Source organism: Nemorincola caseinilytica, assembly GCF_039540515.1.
Taxonomy (GTDB): domain Bacteria; phylum Bacteroidota; class Bacteroidia; order Chitinophagales; family Chitinophagaceae; genus Nemorincola; species Nemorincola caseinilytica.
Window position 1 is genome coordinate 93,125 of record NZ_BAABFA010000023.1, and the last position, 19,762, is coordinate 112,886.

Sequence of the window (19,762 nt, forward strand, 5' to 3'; positions counted from 1 at the left end):
CTGCCTGCCGTAGGCAGGGGCGGGGAGAGGTCCTAAATGACAAAAACAAATGTTCAATATATTCATCAAGCGGCCGGTGTTCGCGATAGTGATATCCCTTGTCATTATCTTCATGGGCATCCTGGCCATCAACACACTGCCTACGTCGCAGTTCCCGTCCATTGCCCCGCCCAGGGTCATCGTCAGCGTGGCCTATCCCGGTGCCAGCGCCGATGTATTGGTAAAGTCCGTGCTCATACCTATGGAAAAGGCAGTGAACGGTGTACCGGGTATGAAATACATGACCTCTGATGCCGTTAGCGCAGGCGAGGCCAATATACAGGTGGTCTTCGACCTGGGCACCGACCCCAACCAGGCGGTGGTAAACGTGAAGAACCGCATAGAGCAGGTGACCAACAGGCTGCCACCGCTAGTACAGCGCGAGGGCCTTATAGTAAGTGTGCTGCAGGCCAATATGCTCATGTATGTGAACGTATACAGCAAAGACCCCAAGGCCGATGAGAATTTTCTCTACAACTTCTCCAGCGTCAACATACTGCGCGAGCTCAGCAGGGTAACGGGTGTAGGCAGTGCGCAGATACTGGGCAGCCGCCAATATGCCATGCGCATATGGCTGAAGCCCGACAGGATGCGTGCCTACAATGTATCTACCGATGAGGTGATGGAGGCCCTTGCCAACCAGAGCATCATAGGTTCGCCGGGCAGGCTGGGCCGTGCCGATGGTCAGCGGTCAGAGGCGCTGGAGTATGTGCTCACTTACCAGGGGCGCTACAACAAGCCCGAGCAGTACAAGGATGTCATAATACGCGCTACGCCCGATGGCGAGATACTGCACCTGAAGGATATAGCCGATGTAGACCTCGGCAGCGAGTTCTACGATATCTACTCCAACCTCAACAACTACCCCTCTGCTGCCATAGTGCTGAAGCAGACCTACGGCAGCAATGCCAGCGAGGTGATAAAGAACATAAAGGCAAAGCTGGATGAGATAAAGAAAAGCTCCTTCCCTCCCGGCATGGATTACGAGATCAGCTACGATGTGTCCAACTTCCTCGATGCATCTATCGATAAGGTGTTGCACACTCTAGGCGAGGCCTTCATCCTCGTAGCCCTTGTGGTGTTCATCTTCCTTGGCGACTGGCGTTCTACACTCATTCCCACACTGGCGGTGCCGGTATCACTCATAGGTGCGTTCTTCTTTATGCAGTTCTTCGGGCTCACTATCAATCTCATCACCCTCTTTGCCCTGGTGCTGGCCATAGGCATAGTGGTAGACGATGCCATTGTGGTGGTAGAGGCCGTACATGCCAAGATGGAGGAAAAACACCTCTCGCCCTTTGCCGCGGTCAAGGAGGTACTGGGCGAGATCAGTGGCGCGGTCATCGCCATCACCCTCCTTATGACGGCAGTGTTCGTGCCTGTGGCCTTCATGTCCGGCCCGGTGGGTATCTTCTACAGGCAGTTCTCCATCACCATGGCCTGCTCCATAGTACTATCGGGCCTTGTGGCGCTCACGCTCACACCCGTGCTCTGCGCCATGATACTGAAGAACAACCACGGCAAGCCCCGCAAAAAAACACCTATCGACCGCTTCATTGATGGCTTCAACCGCCTGTTCGAAAAGCTCACCGGCCGCTATACAGGCCTGCTCAGGCTCATAGCCCACAGGCGGGTCATCACCTTCGGTATATTGCTGGCGTTCGGGTTCGGTATATTCGGCATCACGCGTGGCCTGCCCTCGGGTTTCATACCCAACGAAGACCAGGGCATGATATACGCCATCATACAGACACCACCCGGCACTACGCTGGAACGCACCAACGATATATCGAAACAGTTGCAGCAGATAGCCGAACATGTAGAAGGTATCCGCTCTGTATCGGCCCTGGCAGGTTACGAAGTGCTTACAGAGGGGCGTGGCTCCAATGCCGGTACCTGCCTCATCAACCTCAAGGACTGGTCTGATCGCAAGCATTCTGTCAACGACATCATTCGCGAGCTGGAGGAGAAGGCCCGTGCCATACCCGGTGCCACCATAGAGTTCTTCGGGCCGCCTGCCGTGCCGGGCTATGGCGCCGCCGGTGGCTTCGCTCTGCGCCTGCTGGACAAGACCAATGCCGATGATTACAAAGAGATGGAGAAAGTGAACGACCAATTCATGGCTGCACTGCACAAGCGCAAAGAGCTCACAGGGCTTTTCACCTTCTTCAGCGCCAACTATCCGCAGTATGAATTGGAGATAGATAACCAGGCCGCCATGCAGAAGGGAGTATCTATTGGCAAGGCCATGGACAACCTCTCTATACTCATAGGTAGTACTTATGAGCTTGGCTTCATCCGCTTCGGCAACTTCTTCAAGGTATATGTGCAGGCCGCACCCGAATACCGCCGCCTGCCCGACGACCTGCTGAAGCTGTATGTAAAGAACAACCGCGATGAGATGGTGCCTTACTCTGCCTTTATGAAGATAAAGAAGACCCATGGCCTCAACGAGATAACGCGGTACAACATGTACACCTCATCGGCCATCAGGGGCGAGCCGGCTGCAGGCTATAGCAGTGGCGAGGCCATTGCGGCCATACAGGAGGTAGCGAAACAAACACTGCCACGCGGCTACGATATAGACTGGGAGGGCCTTTCCAAAGACGAGGTGGCGCGTGGCAACGAGGCGCTCTATATCTTCCTCATAGTATTGGGCTTCGTATACCTGGTGCTTGCCGCACAGTACGAGAGCTTCCTGCTGCCGCTTGCCGTTGTCTTGTCCCTGCCTGCGGGTGTGTTCGGTGCCTTCCTGCTGCTCAAGACCATGGGCCTTGCCAACGATATCTATGCACAGGTAGGCCTGGTGATGCTGGTGGGTCTGTTGGGCAAGAATGCTGTACTGATAGTGGAGTTCGCTGCGCAGAAGTTCCAGCAGGGGTCTACCGTGCTCGATGCTGCGATAGAGGGCGCCAAGGTGCGTTTTCGCCCCATCCTCATGACCTCCTTCGCCTTCATAGCTGGCCTTATACCGCTGGTGTTCGCGCATGGCCCGGGCGCCATCGGCAACCGTACCATAGGTTCTTGCGCACTGGGTGGTATGCTGTTCGGTACCGTGTTCGGGGTCATCATAGTGCCGGGGCTTTATTACATATTCGGCACCCTGGCCTCCAAACGCAAACTCATACGCGACGAAGACGAAAAACCATTGACCGAGAAAATAGAAGCATAATGCAAAAAGGAAAGATATACAGAAGCCTCGCGCTTGCCTGCATGCTATCGGCACTCGGTGCATGCAGGCTGCCTGCACTGGCTACACGAACAGAGAACAAAAATGTGCCTGTCGCCTATAGCAGCCCGCAGGACACTAGCAATACGGCGCACATAAGCTGGAAGGACTACTTTGCCGACCCTTATCTCAGTGCCCTTATAGATACCGCCCTCAGCAGGAACCAGGAGCTGAACATCACCCTGCAGGAGATAGAGATAGCCCGCAACGAGGTACGCGCGCGCAAGGGCGAATACCTGCCATTCGTAGGTCTGCAGGCCGGTGCCGGTATGGACAAGGTAGCACGCTATACCAACATAGGCGCTATGGAGGCCAATGCTGAGATAAAGCCCGGCAAGGAAATGCCCGAGCCTCTTGGCGACTTCGCACTGGCCGCACGCGCATCGTGGGAGGTCGATATCTGGCACAAGCTGCGTAATGCGAAGAAAGCCGCTGTGAACAGGTATCTCGCATCGGTAGAGGGCAGGAATTTCGTTGTCACCAACCTGGTGGCTGAGGTCGCGGACAATTATTACGAACTTCTGGTACTGGACAACGAACTGGACATAGTACTGAAGAACATAGATGTGCTGAACAATGCCTTGCGCATAGTGAAGCTGGAGAAAGAGGCCGCCAAGGTGACGGAACTGGCCGTGCGCAAGTTCGAGGCCGAGGTACTGCGTACCCAAAGCCTGCAGTACGGCATACAGCAGCAGATAACTGAGACCGAGAACCGCATCAACTTCCTGCTGGGGCGCTATCCACAGCACATACAGCGCAGCTCGGTCAGCTTCGGCGATATAGTACCGAAGGCCGTATCGGCAGGCATTCCATCCCAACTCCTTACCAACCGCCCCGACATCAGGCGGGCAGAGCAGGAGCTGGCCGCTGCAAAGCTGGATGTAAAAGTGGCAAAGGCCCGGTTCTACCCATCGCTGGGTATATCGGCAGCGGTAGGCTACCGGGCCTTCAACCCTACCTACCTTGTAGACCCTGCCTCCCTGCTCTACTCCCTGGCCGGTGACCTTATGGCGCCCCTCGTCAACAGGAATGCTATAAAGGCTACCTATTACACTGCCAATGCAAAGCAGGTACAGGCTGTGTACAACTATGAGCGTACCATACTCAACGGTTATGTAGAGGTCGCCAACCAGCTATCGCGTATCAGCAATCTTGCCAGGACCTACGACATGCGGTCGCAGCAGGTGCAGGCTCTCACACGATCCATAGATATCTCTACCGATCTCTTCCGCTCTGCCCGTGCCGACTACATGGAGGTGCTCATGACACAGCGCGATGCACTGGAAGCCCGGTTCGAGCTCATAGAGACCAAAAAACAGCAATTGAATGCCATGGTATCCATATACAAAGCCCTGGGCGGTGGCTGGAACCGGTAAAAGAAAGATAGAATAGGATGTGGAACGACGACCTGTGAACCCCCGGGGCGGACCCACCGAAAGACCTTCCGGTCCCATCGGTGACCGCCCTCATTTTTTTGAGAACGGCCTATGCTTAAAAATTACTGAAAGCAAAGCACATATATATGAAAGATCTGGCACGAGATCTGTATACTTTAACAAAACTTTCCACCTCAAACCTAAATATACCTCTACATGCCACACACAAAACACCTGCTGTTAGGCGCAGTTGCTGCTATAGCCCTTCTTTGCTGCAATAAAAGGTATGATCCCGGGGTATCTGCAGAGCTGCCCGGCCCTTATACCAATGTAGCTCCTTACGATAAAGTGAAGCCCAAAGCAAAGGCCGTGACCGTCAATGCCACTGCCGAAAGTTCTTTTTACGGCAATAGCGGTACCCGCTATGTGGTACCCGCCAATGCTTTCATGTTCAGCGACAGTACCCCGGCCGTGGGCAGCATACAGCTACAGGTAGCAGAAATGCTCACACCTACCGATATGTTCTTCTCGGGTGTTATGCCCATCAGCCCTGAGGGGCCGCTCATTTCGGGTGGCGAGGTGCTCATACAGGCTACGCAGAACGGCCGCCAGCTATACCTTATGCCCGGCAAGACCATGCAGATATTCCTGCCGCAGAAAAGCGTGCCCGAGCCGGGTATGAGCGTTTACCTGGGCACCAAAAGCCTCACCAACGAAAGCGTTATGTGGACCATCAGTACCGATACGCTCAATACCATTACCTATGCCACTGACACTATTCGCGTCACTACCGATACCATAGGTTTTGTGAATGCCGATAAGATACTTACCGATACACCCTCTACTTCGGGTGGCGGCGGCGGGGTAGGTGGCAATGCCCTGCCGGGCGCAGACAGTATATCTATAGAGATATTCCCGCACGACCACAGGCCTGTCGATTCGTTCAGGCTCTATGTATACCTGTCGGGTACCAATTCCATCACGCCCCTGCCGGGTACTGTGGGCGGCAAGCTCAGGATAAGGCTGCAACGCCGTTTCGCTACCATAGTGGCAGTAGGCTTTTTCAACGGCTACATTTATGCCGATAATGTGACCAAGGCCATAAAAGGCGACCCCACTTACAGGTACGATATACACCCTTACAAAATGACCGCCGAAGAGCTGCGGGCCATGCTCGATAAACTGCAATAAGAAGGGCATTCATTGCAAAATGCCCCATATACCTAAAACCATAAAAGCTCCGGATCCGGAGCTTTTATGGTTTTTAATACCCGGCAATGCGGGTATAGATAGCTATGCACTTAGGCTACACGCACATTTACTGCGTTCAGGCCTTTTTTGCCGTTCTGTACTTCAAAGGTCACTTTGTCGTTCTCATATATATCGGTAGTGAGACCGGATACATGAACAAAGATGTCCGGGCCGCCATTTGCAGGTGTAATAAAGCCGAAGCCTTTTGTCGAATTGAAGAATTTTACTGTACCTTCTTGCATTGTTATTGGTTTTTAATTGTTAACTGTATTCTTTACTTGGTTATTTTTTTCACTTTTATCGCACTATATCCTTTAGGCGTTCTTTCCTTTTCAAAGGTCACCTTGTCTCCTTCCTTTACCGGCTGCAGCAGGTTATTGCAGTGTACGAATATATTTTCGCGGCTGCCTTCTTCTGTTATGAAGCCATATCCCTTTGCATCATTGAAAAAAGATATAGCTCCCTTTATCACTACCTCTTCATGCACTATAGGAGCAGCACCCAGCTGTATGTCTTCCAGGTTTATCTCTTTGCGTTTGTTCATGTCTGGCGGGGTAGATGTGATGTTGCCGTTCTCATCTATATACGCCATCATATCCTCAAGGCTTTTCCCCTTGTTGTTGTTGGCCTTCCGCTCTTTCATTTTCTGAGCCTTGTCCTGTTTATGCTTTTCTTTCTGTTTTGTCTTTTCTTTTTTCGAGAAAGATTCACTCATATCTGATCCTGTTTGTTTTTGTTATACTATGCTGGTCGGTCCAATAAATGTTCGGCATTCTCTTTTATTGAGCAACAGCTATACGCAACAAAAGTTGGTTCACAAATATTTTACCTGATCTAATTAGGCGGCTGAAAAAGCGAGAACTGGAAAGGAAGAGACAAGACTCTTATCTGAGCAGAAATAGCAAAGGCAGAAGCCTGTAGGTCTGTGCAAAAGTACGGCTTTTTATTAAGTAGGAAAATAATGTTTTGGTAAAGCCCCTTACAAAGGGCGTGGACCAATGAATATACACTATCTGCCGGTATACTATATAGTATCTTCCAATTAGCCGATAATATAAACCTAATGCAGAAAGCTTGACTCTCTTTCCCCAATAGGTTAAGTTTGTTTACAACAAATATCAATGCTATGGAAAACAGTTCGAACGACATCAGCAAATGCCCATTTCATAATGGCAGCATGAAGAACAATGTAGGCGGTGGCGGTACCCGCAACCGCGACTGGTGGCCCGATCAGCTCAGGTTGCACATCCTGCGTCAGCATTCCCCCGTGTCCGATCCTATGGATAAGGGCTTCGACTATGCAGCGGCTTTCAATAGCCTGGACCTGGCGGCAGTAAAAAAAGACCTGCATGCCCTCATGACCGACTCGCAGGACTGGTGGCCGGCCGATTTCGGGCATTATGGCGGTCTGTTCGTTCGTATGGCATGGCATAGCGCCGGTACCTACCGTGTAGGCGATGGCCGCGGTGGGGCCGGGCAGGGGCAACAGCGTTTCGCACCCCTCAATAGCTGGCCCGACAATGTGAGCCTTGATAAGGCCCGTCGATTGCTGTGGCCCATAAAACAGAAGTATGGCAACAAGATATCGTGGGCAGACCTGATGATACTGACCGGCAATGTGGCGCTGGAATCCATGGGCTTCAAAACATTCGGTTTTGCGGGTGGCCGTGCCGATACCTGGGAGGCCGATGATGCCGTATACTGGGGTGCAGAGGATAAGTGGCTGGGCGGCGACCTGCGCTATGCCCACGGCTCTGAGGGTGTGCCCGATCCGCATGGCGTAACGGTCTCTGACGATGATGCCGATGGCGATGTCCATTCCCGCAATTTGGAGAACCCACTGGCCGCCGTGCAGATGGGCCTCATATATGTGAATCCCGAAGGCCCCGATGGCAACCCCGACCCCATTGCCGCCGCAAAAGACATTCGCGATACCTTTGGCCGCATGGCCATGGACGATGAGGAGACCGTGGCACTGATAGCCGGTGGCCATAGCTTTGGCAAGACCCATGGCGCTGCCCCTACAGAGCATGTAGGCAAAGAGCCCGAGGCCGCAGGCATGGAACTACAGGGCTTTGGCTGGAGCAACAGCCATGGTACCGGCAAGGGTGCCGATACCATTACCAGTGGACTGGAGGTGACATGGAGCAAAACGCCTACTAAATGGAGCAACGACTTTTTCGATCACCTCTTCGGTTTTGAGTGGGAACTTTCCAAAAGCCCTGCAGGTGCGCAGCAGTGGGTAGCAAAGAATGCCGATACCATCATTCCCGATGCTTTCGATGCCTCGAAGAAGCACCGCCCCACCATGCTCACCACCGATCTTTCCCTTCGCTTCGATCCTGCCTACGAGAAGATATCCAGGCGCTTCCATAAAGATCCTGCCGCTTTTGCTGATGCCTTTGCGCGCGCATGGTTCAAGCTTACCCATCGCGATATGGGCCCTCGTGCCCGCTACCTGGGCCCCGATGTGCCACAGGAGATACTGATATGGCAAGACCCCATTCCCGAGGTAGACCACGCGCTGGTAGACGATAATGATGTAGCCACACTGAAGGCAAAGGTGCTGGCAAGCGGTCTTAGTGTGCCAGAGCTGGTATCTGTGGCATGGGCATCTGCATCTACCTTCCGCGGCAGCGATAAGCGTGGTGGTGCCAATGGGGCCCGCATTCGCCTGGCGCCGCAGCGCTACTGGCAGGCCAATAACCCTCAGCAACTGGGCAAGGTACTTGGCGTGCTGGAGGGCATACAAAAGGAATTCAACGATGCAGGTGGCAAAAAGGTCTCCCTGGCCGACCTGATAGTACTGGCAGGCTGTGCTGCGGTAGAAAAGGCCGCAAAAGATGCCGGGCATAATATCAGTGTGCCCTTCACCCCGGGCCGTATGGATGCCTTGCAGGAGCAGACAGATGTACACTCCTTCAGTTTCCTGGAACCTGTGGCCGATGGTTTCCGCAACTACCGCAAGGGCAGGTCGTTCGTGCGCACAGAGGCCTACCTGGTAGATAAGGCACATCTGCTCACCCTTACCGCTCCCGAAATGACCGTGCTGGTAGGCGGTATGCGTGCCCTCAATGCCAATTATGATGGCGCTGCACATGGTGTACTCACCACGCGTCCGGGCCAGCTTACCAACGACTTCTTTGTGAACCTGCTGGACATGAGCACTGCATGGAAGGCCACCGGTAAGGACCGCGAGGTCTTTGAAGGTACCGACCGCAAGACCGGCGACCGCAAGTGGACCGCCACCCGTGCCGACCTCGTGTTCGGGTCGAATGCAGAGCTGAGGGCGATAGCCGAGGTATATGGCAGTGCCGATGGCGGCGAGAAATTCGTGAAGGACTTTGTGGTGGCCTGGGCCAAGGTGATGGACCTGGACCGCTTCGACCTGAAAAAATAAATGAGGGTAATTTCTTAATAGCAGCGGCAGACCTTGTAAGGTCTGCCGCTGCTTCTTTTTACTCTGTTGTTGTCACTTCCTTATACCGGCAGCTCTTTCGGCCTGCTGTACATGCCTGTCTATATGGTATATGAGAAAACGGAAGGTATCGCCCAGCCGCAGTTTTATGAAAGACGATATGGATATGGCTGTTCTGGTGCGGGTAAGGTCTATGTTCTGTGCCTGTGTCAGCAGGTGCCCCAGGCGGTCCTGCTGTTTCAGGAAACGGTCTATGGTGGTCATCGTCAGGGTCGAATTGGCAGGGTTCTTGTCTTTCATGGTCTTCATCTTCTTACCGTCGGCCCGCATCATGTTGGCAAAGTAGTTACCCAGCACGCCACTCTTAAATGCCGGGGGCTTTGCCACGGGCTTTTGCGCCAGTATGCGCCTTTCTATCTCCGGCAGGTAAAAGTCGCCATACATGTTCAGGTGCTCTATGCATTCCAGCACACTCCATTTTTCGGCGGTCTCTTTGTGGTTCAGCAGGGTGGCGTCCAGCTTCTTTAGCTGCTGTACCCTTTCTGTTACATTGTCGGTGAGGCGTAGCAGGTCTTTTACCAGTTGTTCGTTCTCTATTTGCATTGTTCCTTTTTTATGCAAATTTGGCTGCAGCGGTCGTAGCCGGCCTTGATGCATATCAAGAATTCCGTACCCTGCTCAGTGTTTCGGGGGTCATGCGCAGGTAAGAGGCTATGTATTTCAGCGGTATCTGCTGAAACAGGTGGGGGCTGCGGGCCAATACCCGCTGCAGCCGCTCTGATGGCGATACGGTGAGCAGGTCTATCTCCCTTTCTATCTGCTGTGTCACTAGTAGCTCCAGCAGGGCTGTGTACTGTTTCAGGCTTTCGGTGCCGGAGTGCGCTATCCTCAGAAAGTGTTCCCGGTCTATTATTCTCAGCGTGGTCTTTCTTATGGTCTCTATGTAGAACTCGGAAGGTGTGCCCTTTATGAAAGAGGATAACGAATTGATGATAGAGCCTTCGTAGCCGAAGCGTATGGTAAGCTCCTCATGCTCTGACAGCAGGAAGACCCTCACCGCGCCCGATACCACATAATATACGTTCTTCTCTACCTCTCCTTCGCGCAGTACCATCTCGCGCTTGTCGAAGGTGCGCTCGGTGCCCAGCTGCTGTATGGCCGCTACAAGGTCGTCATTAAAGGTTCTTCCGTCTGCCATATGGGGCAACTAGCTGATGTGAGTTCAATTAGCTAATTAGCTGATGTGGTAATAGGTGAGGGGACACCCTTCATTTTCGCGGTGGTCGTTCACTGGTGATGAGGGAATATACCGTACACAAAAAAATCCCGCGCTATGCAGCTACAGGAGAAAATAAAAATGATGGGGGAGTGGAAGGTATTATAAATAGCCCCGGAAGTTGTGGGGCCGGGGCTATTTATAAATATGCTAACCTACTAGTACCAGTGGTAGTAATGTGTGTGGTTGTGCTCCTTCATTTCGCTCTTCCAGGCTTTCTTATGAGCCTTGCGGTGTTTACGGGCAGCAGCGAATGGCCTGTCCTGGCACAGTTTCTTACGGGCCTTCACCTCTTTCTTGTCACTTTTCCAGTCTTTTTTCCATGCTTTATAGCAATGGAACTCTTTTGATTCAGACCTATCGTTATCGTGAGCAGATGCTGTATTTGCCCCTATAAGTGCTACTGATAAACACGCTAGTAAGAAGTAGTTTTTCATTCAGATCGATTTTGTGAAGGCAAGATAGAGAATAAATCGAATTTCGCATAGCTATTGCAATATTTTTTTTTCACAGTGCTGCTACAGGCCGTACTTTTCCCTGAAATACTGTGTTGTAGCACACTTATGTATGATAGGTGTGCGGCCATGGAGGTGAAAAACGATGTGGCGGCGATAACTTTCACGAACCGACGGTATATATAATTATAGCTGTGCGAATGGCCGTGGTAATAATGACATAACTTACTACTTTTGAGCCCTTGAGCCGAAAAAGATGCAGGTACAACTATTCATCCCGTGTTTTGTAGACCAGCTTTATCCCGAAACGGGCATGAACATGGTAAGGGTGCTGGAAAAACTGGGCTGTACGGTAACGTACAACACAAAGCAGACCTGCTGCGGGCAGCCGGCCTTCAATGCGGGCTACCGTGAAGAGGCCCGCTCTGTGGCCCGCAAGTTCCTGCACGACATGAACCCCGATACCTATATAGTAAGTCCCAGCGGCTCCTGCACCGGTTATATACGCAACTACTACGACAAGCTGTTCGAGAACAGCAGCGAGCACAACCTGTGCAATGCCGTACAGGGCAAGGTATATGAGTTCACAGAGTTCATAACCGGAGTGCTGAAGACCGACAAGGTAGGCGCCGTACTGACTGGCAAGGCTACCTACCACGATGCATGTGGCGCCCTGCGCGAATGCGGTATAAAGGATGGCCCGCGCAGGCTACTGGCCAATGTGGCCGGGCTGGAGCTGGCCGAGATGAAGGAATGTGAGACCTGCTGCGGCTTTGGCGGCACCTTTGCCATCAAGTACGAGCCCATATCGATAGGTATGGCGCAGACCAAGATAAAAAGCGCCATGGATACCGGCGCCAAATACATCATTACCACCGATGTATCCTGCATGATGCACATGCAGGGCTATATAGATAACAACCGCTATCCCATACGCACCATGCACATAGCCGATGTGCTGGCCAGCGGCTGGTAGGCGTTGTTTCTCCTTTAGTACTATTTCGTTAAATAAAATGCTACACACCACCTCCCTCTCCTTTGGAGAGGGTCGGGGAGAGGTCCCCCTGTTCCTTCCTCCCCGGCCTTAGTATGAGGCGCAGGGTGGTATCGTTGGTGAAATAGCTGATGGCCCAGTTGATGAAGATGAAGAACTTGTTGCGCACACTGAGTATGAGCATAAGGTGCAGGAACATCCATGTGAACCACGCCAGCCTGCCCTGGAAACTGATGAAGGGCAGGTCTACAACGGCCTTGTGCTTGCCCACCGTAGCCATAGACCCCGGCGACCTATATATAAAGGCTTTCATGGGCTTGCCTTTCAGCGTATCTTTCAGGTTGTCGGCCAGCAGCTTTGCCTGGTTTATGGCCACATTGGCCACTTGCGGGTGTCCCTTGGGGTAGCCTGCATCGGCCTCCATATAGGCTATGTCGCCCAGGGCATATACATTATCTGTACCTTCCGCTTTGTTGTAGCCGTCCACTTTTATGCGGCCGCCGCGTACTATACTTTCGGCGGGTAGCCCTGCGGGTATATTGCCTGTAATACCTGCGCTCCATATCATGGTGCGGGTCTTTATCTCGCGGCCGTCCTTCAGTTTCAGGGTATGACCGTCATAGTCGGCAGCCAGTGCATTGGTAAGCACATGTACCCCCATATCTTCCAGGTATTGTTTCGACTTTACCCTCGATGCCTCGCTCATTGCCTGCAGCGTATTGGGGCCACCTTCTACCAGGTATATGGCCAGGCGCGAAAAGTCCATATCGGGATAGTCGCGCGGCAGAATGTACTTCTTCATCTCTGCCAGAGAGCCTGCCAGCTCTACACCCGTGGGGCCGCCGCCCGCTATCACTATGTTCATTATTTCCTCCTGCTGTTCGGCTGGGGCCGATAGCGCATCTTCAAAGTTCAGCAGTATGCGGTTGCGCAGCTCTACTGCCTCACCGGTAGACTTCATAGGAAAACAGTACCGCTCGAAGTTCTTATTGCCAAAGAAATTGGTGGTGCAGCCCGTGGCTATGACCAGTACATCGTAGGCATGTTCGCCATCGGCGGTCACAACTTTTTGCGCTGCTGTGTCCACCGACAGTATCTCCGATATGCGTATGTGTACATGCTTTTCGTGCTGGAACACCTTGCGCAGGGGAAAGGATATGGCGCTGGGTTCCAGCCGGCCGGTGGCTACCTGGTAAAACAGCGGTTGGAACTGATGGAAATTGTTGTGGTCTATAAGCAATACCTCGTACCCGGTATGCTTCATTCGTTTTGCAAGCTGCAACCCGGCAAAACCGCCGCCGAGTATCACCAGTTTCTTTTTCATGGGCTACAAGCGCTTTTGCTGCTACGCCATGCCAAAGGTAGCACGGCCATGGCGCAATACCGTTACAAAACACCCACATGGGCGCTATTCTTTTATATATGGCCACATAGCGCAACTCTATCCCGGGTACCCTAATTTTGCAGTAGCTTAAGCATAGTATGGACTGGATATTACTGATAATAGCGGGTGTTTTCGAGACATGTTTCGCCTTTTGCCTGGGCAAGGCGAAAATGGCAGAGGGCAGTGCGGCCACCTGGTGGATGGCGGGCTTTTTCGTGTCGCTCACTATCAGCATGTACCTGCTGTACAAGGCCACGCAAACACTACCCATAGGTACCGCCTATGCCGTATGGACGGGTATAGGGGCCGTGGGCACAGTGCTGGCGGGTATCTTCTTTTTCAAAGAGCCTGCCGATGCATGGCGGCTATTCTTCCTTACCACCCTCATAGGTTCCATAGCCGGGCTGAAGCTGGTATCGCACTGATGCACAGGCACTATTGCTAGGGTTTTACCGTATTTTTGATATAGATGAACAGCCAGAGACAAGCAGGTATATCGCTACCGGGCCAGATGATAGGAGAGCATTGCAGGATCAGTGCATTTCTGAAGAATATCTTCGCCCATTGCCATGCCGACAGGAAGGATGCGAACATCACTATCTACTATAGCATAGCCGATGCGCGGCAGGAGCTGGCACAATTGCGGGCCGATGTGCCTGCAGCGCTTTCTTACGATCACCTGGAGACCATGGAGCGCTCGCTTACCGATGCCGAGTTCCGCTATGTTTTTGTATACCGCGATGAAAGACCTGTGCTATTCCTGTACTTCCAGTTGTTCACTGTTACCTCGCAGAATTTTGCGCTGGATATAAAGCGTGCCGTGGTGAAGAACCTGGTGCACCTGCTGCTAGATCTGCGACAGGCAAAAGTACTGGTGGCAGGCAATGCGCTGCGCAACGGCCAGCAGGTCTTATGCTACGATACCGCCGCTCTTTCGCTCACAGATGCGCTGGATGCCCTTGTATCTGTGGCAGATCGTATAGCAGCGTCTGACAGTGTGGTGGCCACTATCCTGCCCAGGCCCGAGGGTGCCGACAAGCGCCAGTTGCACATGCTGGAACGACAAGGCTATACCATACCCTGGGAAGACAGCGTGATGGAAATGGAAGTATGGGAAGGCTGGGAGACATTGCAGGACTATGTGAACGCCCTGAGCCGTAAATACAAGGCGCGGGCCAATAAGATACTGGCCGAGGTAGCGGAATTGAAGATAGAGCCCCTGTCAGTAAAGGATATAGAAAAGCACGGCGCCGTTATGGATGCCCTTTTCCTGCAGGTGGTGGACAGGCAGCCCTTTACTTTGTCGAGGGCAGGAGCGGCATATATAAGGGAGCTGAAAAAGCTATATGGTGAAGAGTTGGAGGTGATAGGTTATTTCAAAGAAGAGCGCCTGATAGCTTTTTACAGCGGCATAGTTACCGGCGATGCATACGAGATATACTATGTAGGCTTCGATGCAGCGCTGAACAATGAGTATCCCCTCTATTTTCATATACTGATGCATGGGCTGGAACGTGCCATCATATTGCGCAAAAAGACACTGAAACTGGGCAGAACATCCTTCGATGCAAAGGCCAGCCTGGGGGCCAAGGCGGTGAGTACCGGCCACAGCATAAAGCTGCGCCATGTGCCCGATGTGGCTCTGCAATGGTTCACCCGGTATTTCTCTGCCGCCGAGGACGGGAAATGGAAGCAGCGCAATCCGCTGAAAGCCAAAGAGACCGCACGCACATAGGGCAGAACCGTTAAAGTATGGTCAAAGCCGGGGGCCGCGTACTGCAAAAACCTAATTGCATTACATTTGCATACGTTGAAGACACATCCTCAAAATACCAAGAATATCACTGCCGATAAGACCCGCCGCCGCATACGCAGGCTGTGGTTCGGTTTCGTTTTCCTGCTGCTTTCGTTCATATTGCTGGTGATAGGCATAGAGAACGGCCTGGTGGGCTATATGCCCTCGCTGGCCGAGCTGGAGAACCCCCAGAACGCTATCTCATCGGAAGTGCTGGCGGCCGATGGCACCATACTGGGCCGGTACTATGTGCTGGACCGATCGAACAGCAAGTTCCACGAGATATCGCCCAACATCATCAATGCACTGCTGGCCACAGAGGATGCCCGTTTTTACGAGCATGCAGGCATAGACCCCGTGGCCACCATAGCCATACCGTTCTATGTGCTGATGAACAAGAAACGAGGTTCGTCTACCATCACACAGCAGTTGGCCAAGAACCTCTTTCCCCGCGAAAAGAAGAGCATGCTCACCCTGCCCTTCATGAAACTGAAGGAGTGGGTGCTGGCCGTGAAGCTGGAGCGCAACCTTACAAAGCGCGAGATCATAACGCTCTACCTGAACACCGTACCATTTGCCGATAATGTGTATGGTATCAAGAACGCCTCTCTGACCTTTTATAACAAGACACCCGACAAGGTATCTGTAGACGAGGCCGCCGTGCTGGTAGGCATGCTGAAGGGCAATACATATTACAACCCCCGTACGCGCCCCAAGCGCGCCCGCGAACGCCGCAATGTGGTGATGGAGCAGATGGTGAAGTATAGCTACCTGAACAGTGACGAATTTGAGCGGCTAAAGGCGAAGGAAACACCGCTGGATTATCATAAGATAGACTATCACGATGGTATAGCACCCTACTTCCGCCAGGTGGTAGAGCAGTATGTGAAGGATGCCTGCAAGGACCTGAAAAAGCCCGATGGCACGCCATACGATATATACAAGGACGGCCTGAAGATATACACCACCATAGATATGCGCATGCAGCGCTATGGCGAAGAGGCGATAGAGCAGCACCTTACCGAGCTGCAGAAGCAGTTCCTGGCACAGCCGGGTTATGTGGATGGGGCCGTATGGAAAAAGAAGGGTAGTGTGCAGAACATACTGACGGCGGCCATAAAGGCATCGGACAGGTTCCAGGCCCTGCGCCAGGATATGACCGAGGAAGATGCAATGGCCGAAATGAGGAAGCCCATAAAGATGCGTGTCTTTGCATGGAACAAGGGTCGCAGCAAGGATACAGTGATGAGCCCCATAGACTCTATAAAGTATATGAAGCTCTTCCTGCAGTCGGGCTTCCTGGCGATGGACCCATTTACGGGCGAGGTAAAGGCCTGGGTGGGCGGCATAGACCACAAGTTCTTCATGTACGACCATGTGAACATCAATACCAAGCGCCAGGTGGGTTCTACCATCAAGCCGCTGCTCTATTCGTTCGCTATAGACAATGGTTTCTCGCCCTGCGGCATAGTGTCCACAGCTCCGCAGGAGTTCCCCGATTTTCTCGATCATCCGTACGATGCAGGTGGCTCTGATGAGGGCGATATACCTATGAAGACCGCCCTTGCCAAGTCTATCAACAATGCTGCGCTCTACATATTGAAACAGGTGCGTATAGATCCTTTTGTGGACTTTGCGCAGAAGTGCGGCATATCCAGCCGGCTGGACCCCGTACCTGCCATAGCCCTTGGCGCTGCCGATATATCGCTCTTCGAGATGCTGGGCGCCTACAGCATGTTCCCCAATGGCGGTATGCATACCGAGCCCTTCTTCCTTACCAAGATAGAGGACAAGAACGGTATGCTGGTAAAGAGCTTTGCGGCCAAGCAGAAGGAGCTTATAAACCCCAATACGGCCTTCAAGATGGTGAAGATGATGCGTGGTGTGGTGAATGCCGGTACAGGCGGCAGGCTGCGCTACCGCTATGGCATACACAACGATGTGGCAGGTAAGACAGGTACCACCAACAACCAGGCCGATGCGTGGTTCATAGCCTATACGCCCCAACTGCTGGCTGGTGTGTGGGTGGGCTGCGACGACAGGGTGTTCCGCTTTCGCAGCGAGCGCCTGGGCCAGGGTGCGGCCGCTGCGCTGCCTATATGGGCCTACTTCATGAAACGCGTATATGCCGACCCCAAAACGGGTATAGATCCCGCCAAGACCTTCCAGCAGCCGCAGGGCTTCGACGATTGCGAGGCCGAACCCGGCTTCTACGACGGTGCGGCCAAGCCTCCGGGAGAGGATGAGATAGAGACCGTACGGCCCGACCCCAATAGCGACGACGAATAAATTCTTGTTTTTTACAGGACCGCTCCATACATTTGCAGCCCTGAACCGGATACCATTTTTAGTTCCATGGTGTAACGGTAGCACAACAGATTTTGGTTCTGTTTGTTCTGGTTCGAATCCAGATGGAACTACAAAGGTCAGAGTGGGTGTGAGTTGGGAGTGTGCCCGGCTAACCACTCTGGCCTTTTCTTCATTACTCACTTCCACACTCGCACTTACGGTCGGGCGTTGGTAGTGAGTGTGGGAACTTGACCCGATCCATTTCATTACTTGATCTCACGCTTACTCTTCTTGTGCTATGTTCGATTTCGAAAACTTAGAGGTATATAAAAAAGCGAAAGTTTTCAATGCTATTGTTTGTAAAACTCTGCTCAATGCCAATTCGCTAGACAGTGTTACCAAGAATCAATTAAGGAGAGCCTCATTAAGTATCGTATTGAATATTGCGGAAGGAACAAGCCGATTCAGTAAGCCGGATAGAAAGAATTTTTGTGTTATTGCTCGCGGTTCTGTTTTTGAATGTGTTGCCATCTTTGATGTGCTAAAAGATGATAACCAGCTATCGGATGAAGAGTTTGGTAAGTTCTATGCTTTATCGGAAGAAATTTCAAAAATGTTATTCGCAATGATAAGAAACCTCGAAAGTTGAATGCAACATGCCTATGTGAGAGCGGGTGAGCACAGCGAAAGCGGTGCCACCCGTTCTTGTTTTTCTTCCCTGCTCTATTTGGCGTATTGGTCTGCCCTACACCTCAAAAACAAAGAACCCCTGCTCGAAGCCGTGCTTGTGGAGGATGGGCAGGGCTACGTTGAAGACCTTTACGCCGGCCTCGGTGGTACCTTCCAGTATGCCGGCATGGGCATGGCCATGGAAGGCGGCCGATACCTGGCGCCTGTTCAGCGGCTCGGCCAGGCGCGATGAGCCCAGGAAGGGGAAGATGACCTCTGGCTCTCCTAGAATAGTGTCTTTGATGGGGGCATAGTGCATGATGGCCACTTTGGGTACATCGGGATAGTTCTTGTCGAGCGTTACAAGGGCGCGATCGAGGTGGAGGGCCTCGTCTATGGCCTCTTGTACAAAGGCCTTCATGGCTGTCTCGCCGAACATGGAGAGCATGTATTTATCGAAGCCGCCGCCAAAGCCTTTCACACCCGCAAAGCCCACGCCCTTTACCACTGTCGATTCGCCATCCAGCATATGCACCTTGGCTTCCTTCATTATGTTGCGCACCAGCTTGTGTTTGCCTTTTTCGTGGTCGTGATTGCCCAGTACGGCTATCACCGGTATGCTACAGGCCTTTAGCTCTTCGGCCAGTACTATGGCCTCTTCCTCATCGCCGGTATCGGTGAGGTCGCCGCATATGAGCAGTATATCGGCCTGTGCCGATACCTGCCGGAAGTACTCCTGCCATTTTCCCCCATCGGTCTTGCGGACATGTATATCGCCTACCGCGGCTATGCGCACCTTAGTATCCATAGTTATACCGTTATGATGGTGTACGACTTGAATTTCCAATCCCTTACATCTACCGCATACTGTGTATTGTCTATCATGGGGCCGCGGCATACCCTTTCGTGTGGCGGTGGCAGCTCGTACTGCTCGTTGGCGCGGCGTATGAGCTCATCGAAGAGCCATTTGGGAATGATGTCGGTGAATTCGCTGGGGTATACGAACTGGAACATGGTAACGATGGTGAGCAGCAGGTGCCAGTGAGGGTCGAGGCGGGTAAGGAGGTGTTTCCAGTCCAGGGTCTTGCCGCACTTCAGTAGTACATGGTTGATGTCGGCTCCATCATACCGCTCCCTATTGCAGACAAAACTTTTGCACCATATCAGTTCCTCAGCGGGCAGGAACCGTACCTTGCGTTCGCAGAACAGGCCTTCGGGCGCTCTCTGGAACCACACATCATCTACCCGGCATATATTGTTGACGGAATTGAAGATGACATCTACGAAATAGTCGCCCTTGAATATCTTGGCCAGCCAGCGCACATCGTAGAGTTGCACCTCATAGCCCTTGTCGGCAAAGAACCGCAGCACGGCGGCATAGTCCCTGGGACGAACAAAGAGATCGAGGTCCTTGGTATCACGAAAAAGGCCGGTATAGTGGTATACGGCAAATGCCCCGCCCAGCATATATTCTATGCCTGTTTCGTCCAGCAGTTCCAGTATCTCGCGGTAAAAGGCATGACTTTCATTGGTCTTGTCGTCTGTGGTCTTCATAGGATGTTGTGAATTGGTACTATCAAAGTTATA

The 19,762-nt window shown here is 52.5% G+C and carries 17 protein-coding genes and 1 tRNA gene; 10 read left to right on the forward strand and 8 right to left on the reverse strand.

Annotated elements, in window-relative coordinates:
* Nucleotides 1–49: 49 nt before the first annotated feature.
* From ABD843_RS14650 to ABD843_RS14660, 3 genes are all read left to right on the forward strand, one after another.
* The gene (locus ABD843_RS14650; protein ID WP_345084693.1) at nucleotides 50–3,211 is read left to right on the forward strand and encodes an efflux RND transporter permease subunit; all 3,162 of its coding nucleotides are present in this window, start codon (nucleotides 50–52) and stop codon (nucleotides 3,209–3,211) included.
* Complete coding sequence (locus ABD843_RS14655; protein WP_345084696.1) at nucleotides 3,211–4,644, forward strand: TolC family protein; 1,434 nt, start codon at nucleotides 3,211–3,213, stop codon at nucleotides 4,642–4,644. Before ABD843_RS14650 ends, ABD843_RS14655 begins: the two co-directional genes overlap by 1 nt.
* A gap of 216 nt (nucleotides 4,645–4,860) precedes the next feature.
* The gene (locus ABD843_RS14660) at nucleotides 4,861–5,835 is read left to right on the forward strand and encodes a hypothetical protein (RefSeq protein WP_345084699.1); all 975 of its coding nucleotides are present in this window, start codon (nucleotides 4,861–4,863) and stop codon (nucleotides 5,833–5,835) included.
* A gap of 110 nt (nucleotides 5,836–5,945) precedes the next feature.
* Here ABD843_RS14660 and ABD843_RS14665 read toward each other — a convergent pair whose 3' ends face one another.
* Complete coding sequence (locus ABD843_RS14665; RefSeq protein WP_345084702.1) at nucleotides 5,946–6,137, reverse strand: cold-shock protein; 192 nt, start codon at nucleotides 6,135–6,137, stop codon at nucleotides 5,946–5,948.
* Between the two features lie 32 nt (nucleotides 6,138–6,169).
* Nucleotides 6,170–6,610 carry a cold-shock protein gene (locus ABD843_RS14670; RefSeq protein ID WP_345084705.1) on the reverse strand — a complete coding sequence of 147 codons (441 nt, stop codon included), beginning with the start codon at nucleotides 6,608–6,610 and terminating at the stop codon, nucleotides 6,170–6,172.
* Between the two features lie 411 nt (nucleotides 6,611–7,021).
* Here ABD843_RS14670 and katG point away from each other — a divergent pair, with 411 nt between their 5' ends.
* A complete protein-coding gene (katG, locus tag ABD843_RS14675) occupies nucleotides 7,022–9,295 on the forward strand; it encodes a catalase/peroxidase HPI (protein ID WP_345084708.1) in 2,274 nt (757 codons plus the stop codon).
* Between the two features lie 72 nt (nucleotides 9,296–9,367).
* On the opposite strand, the gene ABD843_RS14680 is transcribed toward katG, so the two are convergent.
* From ABD843_RS14680 to ABD843_RS14690, 3 genes are all read right to left on the reverse strand, one after another.
* The gene (locus ABD843_RS14680; protein ID WP_345084712.1) at nucleotides 9,368–9,916 is read right to left on the reverse strand and encodes a DinB family protein; all 549 of its coding nucleotides are present in this window, start codon (nucleotides 9,914–9,916) and stop codon (nucleotides 9,368–9,370) included.
* Nucleotides 9,917–9,971: 55 nt separating this feature from the next.
* Nucleotides 9,972–10,511, reverse strand: a complete 540-nt coding sequence (locus tag ABD843_RS14685; protein ID WP_345084715.1) for a Crp/Fnr family transcriptional regulator — start codon at nucleotides 10,509–10,511, stop codon at nucleotides 9,972–9,974.
* A 236-nt stretch (nucleotides 10,512–10,747) separates the two neighbouring features.
* Entirely contained in the window at nucleotides 10,748–11,026 is a 279-nt protein-coding gene (locus ABD843_RS14690; RefSeq protein ID WP_345084718.1) for a hypothetical protein, read from the reverse strand.
* A gap of 274 nt (nucleotides 11,027–11,300) precedes the next feature.
* Between ABD843_RS14690 and ABD843_RS14695 the strand changes: the two genes are divergently transcribed.
* Nucleotides 11,301–12,020, forward strand: coding sequence for a (Fe-S)-binding protein (locus tag ABD843_RS14695; RefSeq protein ID WP_345084721.1), 720 nt, complete (start codon nucleotides 11,301–11,303; stop codon nucleotides 12,018–12,020).
* 40 nt (nucleotides 12,021–12,060) lie between these two features.
* On the opposite strand, the gene ABD843_RS14700 is transcribed toward ABD843_RS14695, so the two are convergent.
* Entirely contained in the window at nucleotides 12,061–13,362 is a 1,302-nt protein-coding gene (locus ABD843_RS14700) for an NAD(P)/FAD-dependent oxidoreductase (RefSeq protein WP_345084723.1), read from the reverse strand.
* Between the two features lie 158 nt (nucleotides 13,363–13,520).
* On the opposite strand from ABD843_RS14700, the gene ABD843_RS14705 reads away from it, so the two are divergent.
* The 5 genes from ABD843_RS14705 (at nucleotide 13,521) to ABD843_RS14725 (ending at nucleotide 18,155) form a co-directional block, all read left to right on the forward strand.
* A complete protein-coding gene (locus ABD843_RS14705; protein ID WP_345084726.1) occupies nucleotides 13,521–13,847 on the forward strand; it encodes a DMT family transporter in 327 nt (108 codons plus the stop codon).
* A 44-nt stretch (nucleotides 13,848–13,891) separates the two neighbouring features.
* Complete coding sequence (locus tag ABD843_RS14710) at nucleotides 13,892–15,157, forward strand: GNAT family N-acetyltransferase (RefSeq protein WP_345084729.1); 1,266 nt, start codon at nucleotides 13,892–13,894, stop codon at nucleotides 15,155–15,157.
* Nucleotides 15,158–15,232: 75 nt separating this feature from the next.
* Nucleotides 15,233–17,506, forward strand: coding sequence for a penicillin-binding protein 1A (locus ABD843_RS14715; protein ID WP_345084732.1), 2,274 nt, complete (start codon nucleotides 15,233–15,235; stop codon nucleotides 17,504–17,506).
* A 60-nt stretch (nucleotides 17,507–17,566) separates the two neighbouring features.
* Nucleotides 17,567–17,637: transfer RNA gene (locus ABD843_RS14720), tRNA-Gln, on the forward strand.
* A 167-nt stretch (nucleotides 17,638–17,804) separates the two neighbouring features.
* Nucleotides 17,805–18,155, forward strand: coding sequence for a four helix bundle protein (locus tag ABD843_RS14725; protein ID WP_345084735.1), 351 nt, complete (start codon nucleotides 17,805–17,807; stop codon nucleotides 18,153–18,155).
* A gap of 96 nt (nucleotides 18,156–18,251) precedes the next feature.
* Here ABD843_RS14725 and ABD843_RS14730 read toward each other — a convergent pair whose 3' ends face one another.
* Both ABD843_RS14730 and ABD843_RS14735 read right to left on the reverse strand, forming a co-directional pair.
* Entirely contained in the window at nucleotides 18,252–18,983 is a 732-nt protein-coding gene (locus ABD843_RS14730; RefSeq protein WP_345084738.1) for a metallophosphoesterase family protein, read from the reverse strand.
* A 2-nt stretch (nucleotides 18,984–18,985) separates the two neighbouring features.
* Nucleotides 18,986–19,729: a nucleotidyltransferase gene (locus ABD843_RS14735; RefSeq protein ID WP_345084741.1), complete on the reverse strand. Its 744-nt coding sequence runs from the start codon at nucleotides 19,727–19,729 to the stop codon at nucleotides 18,986–18,988.
* Nucleotides 19,730–19,762: the final 33 nt, after the last annotated feature.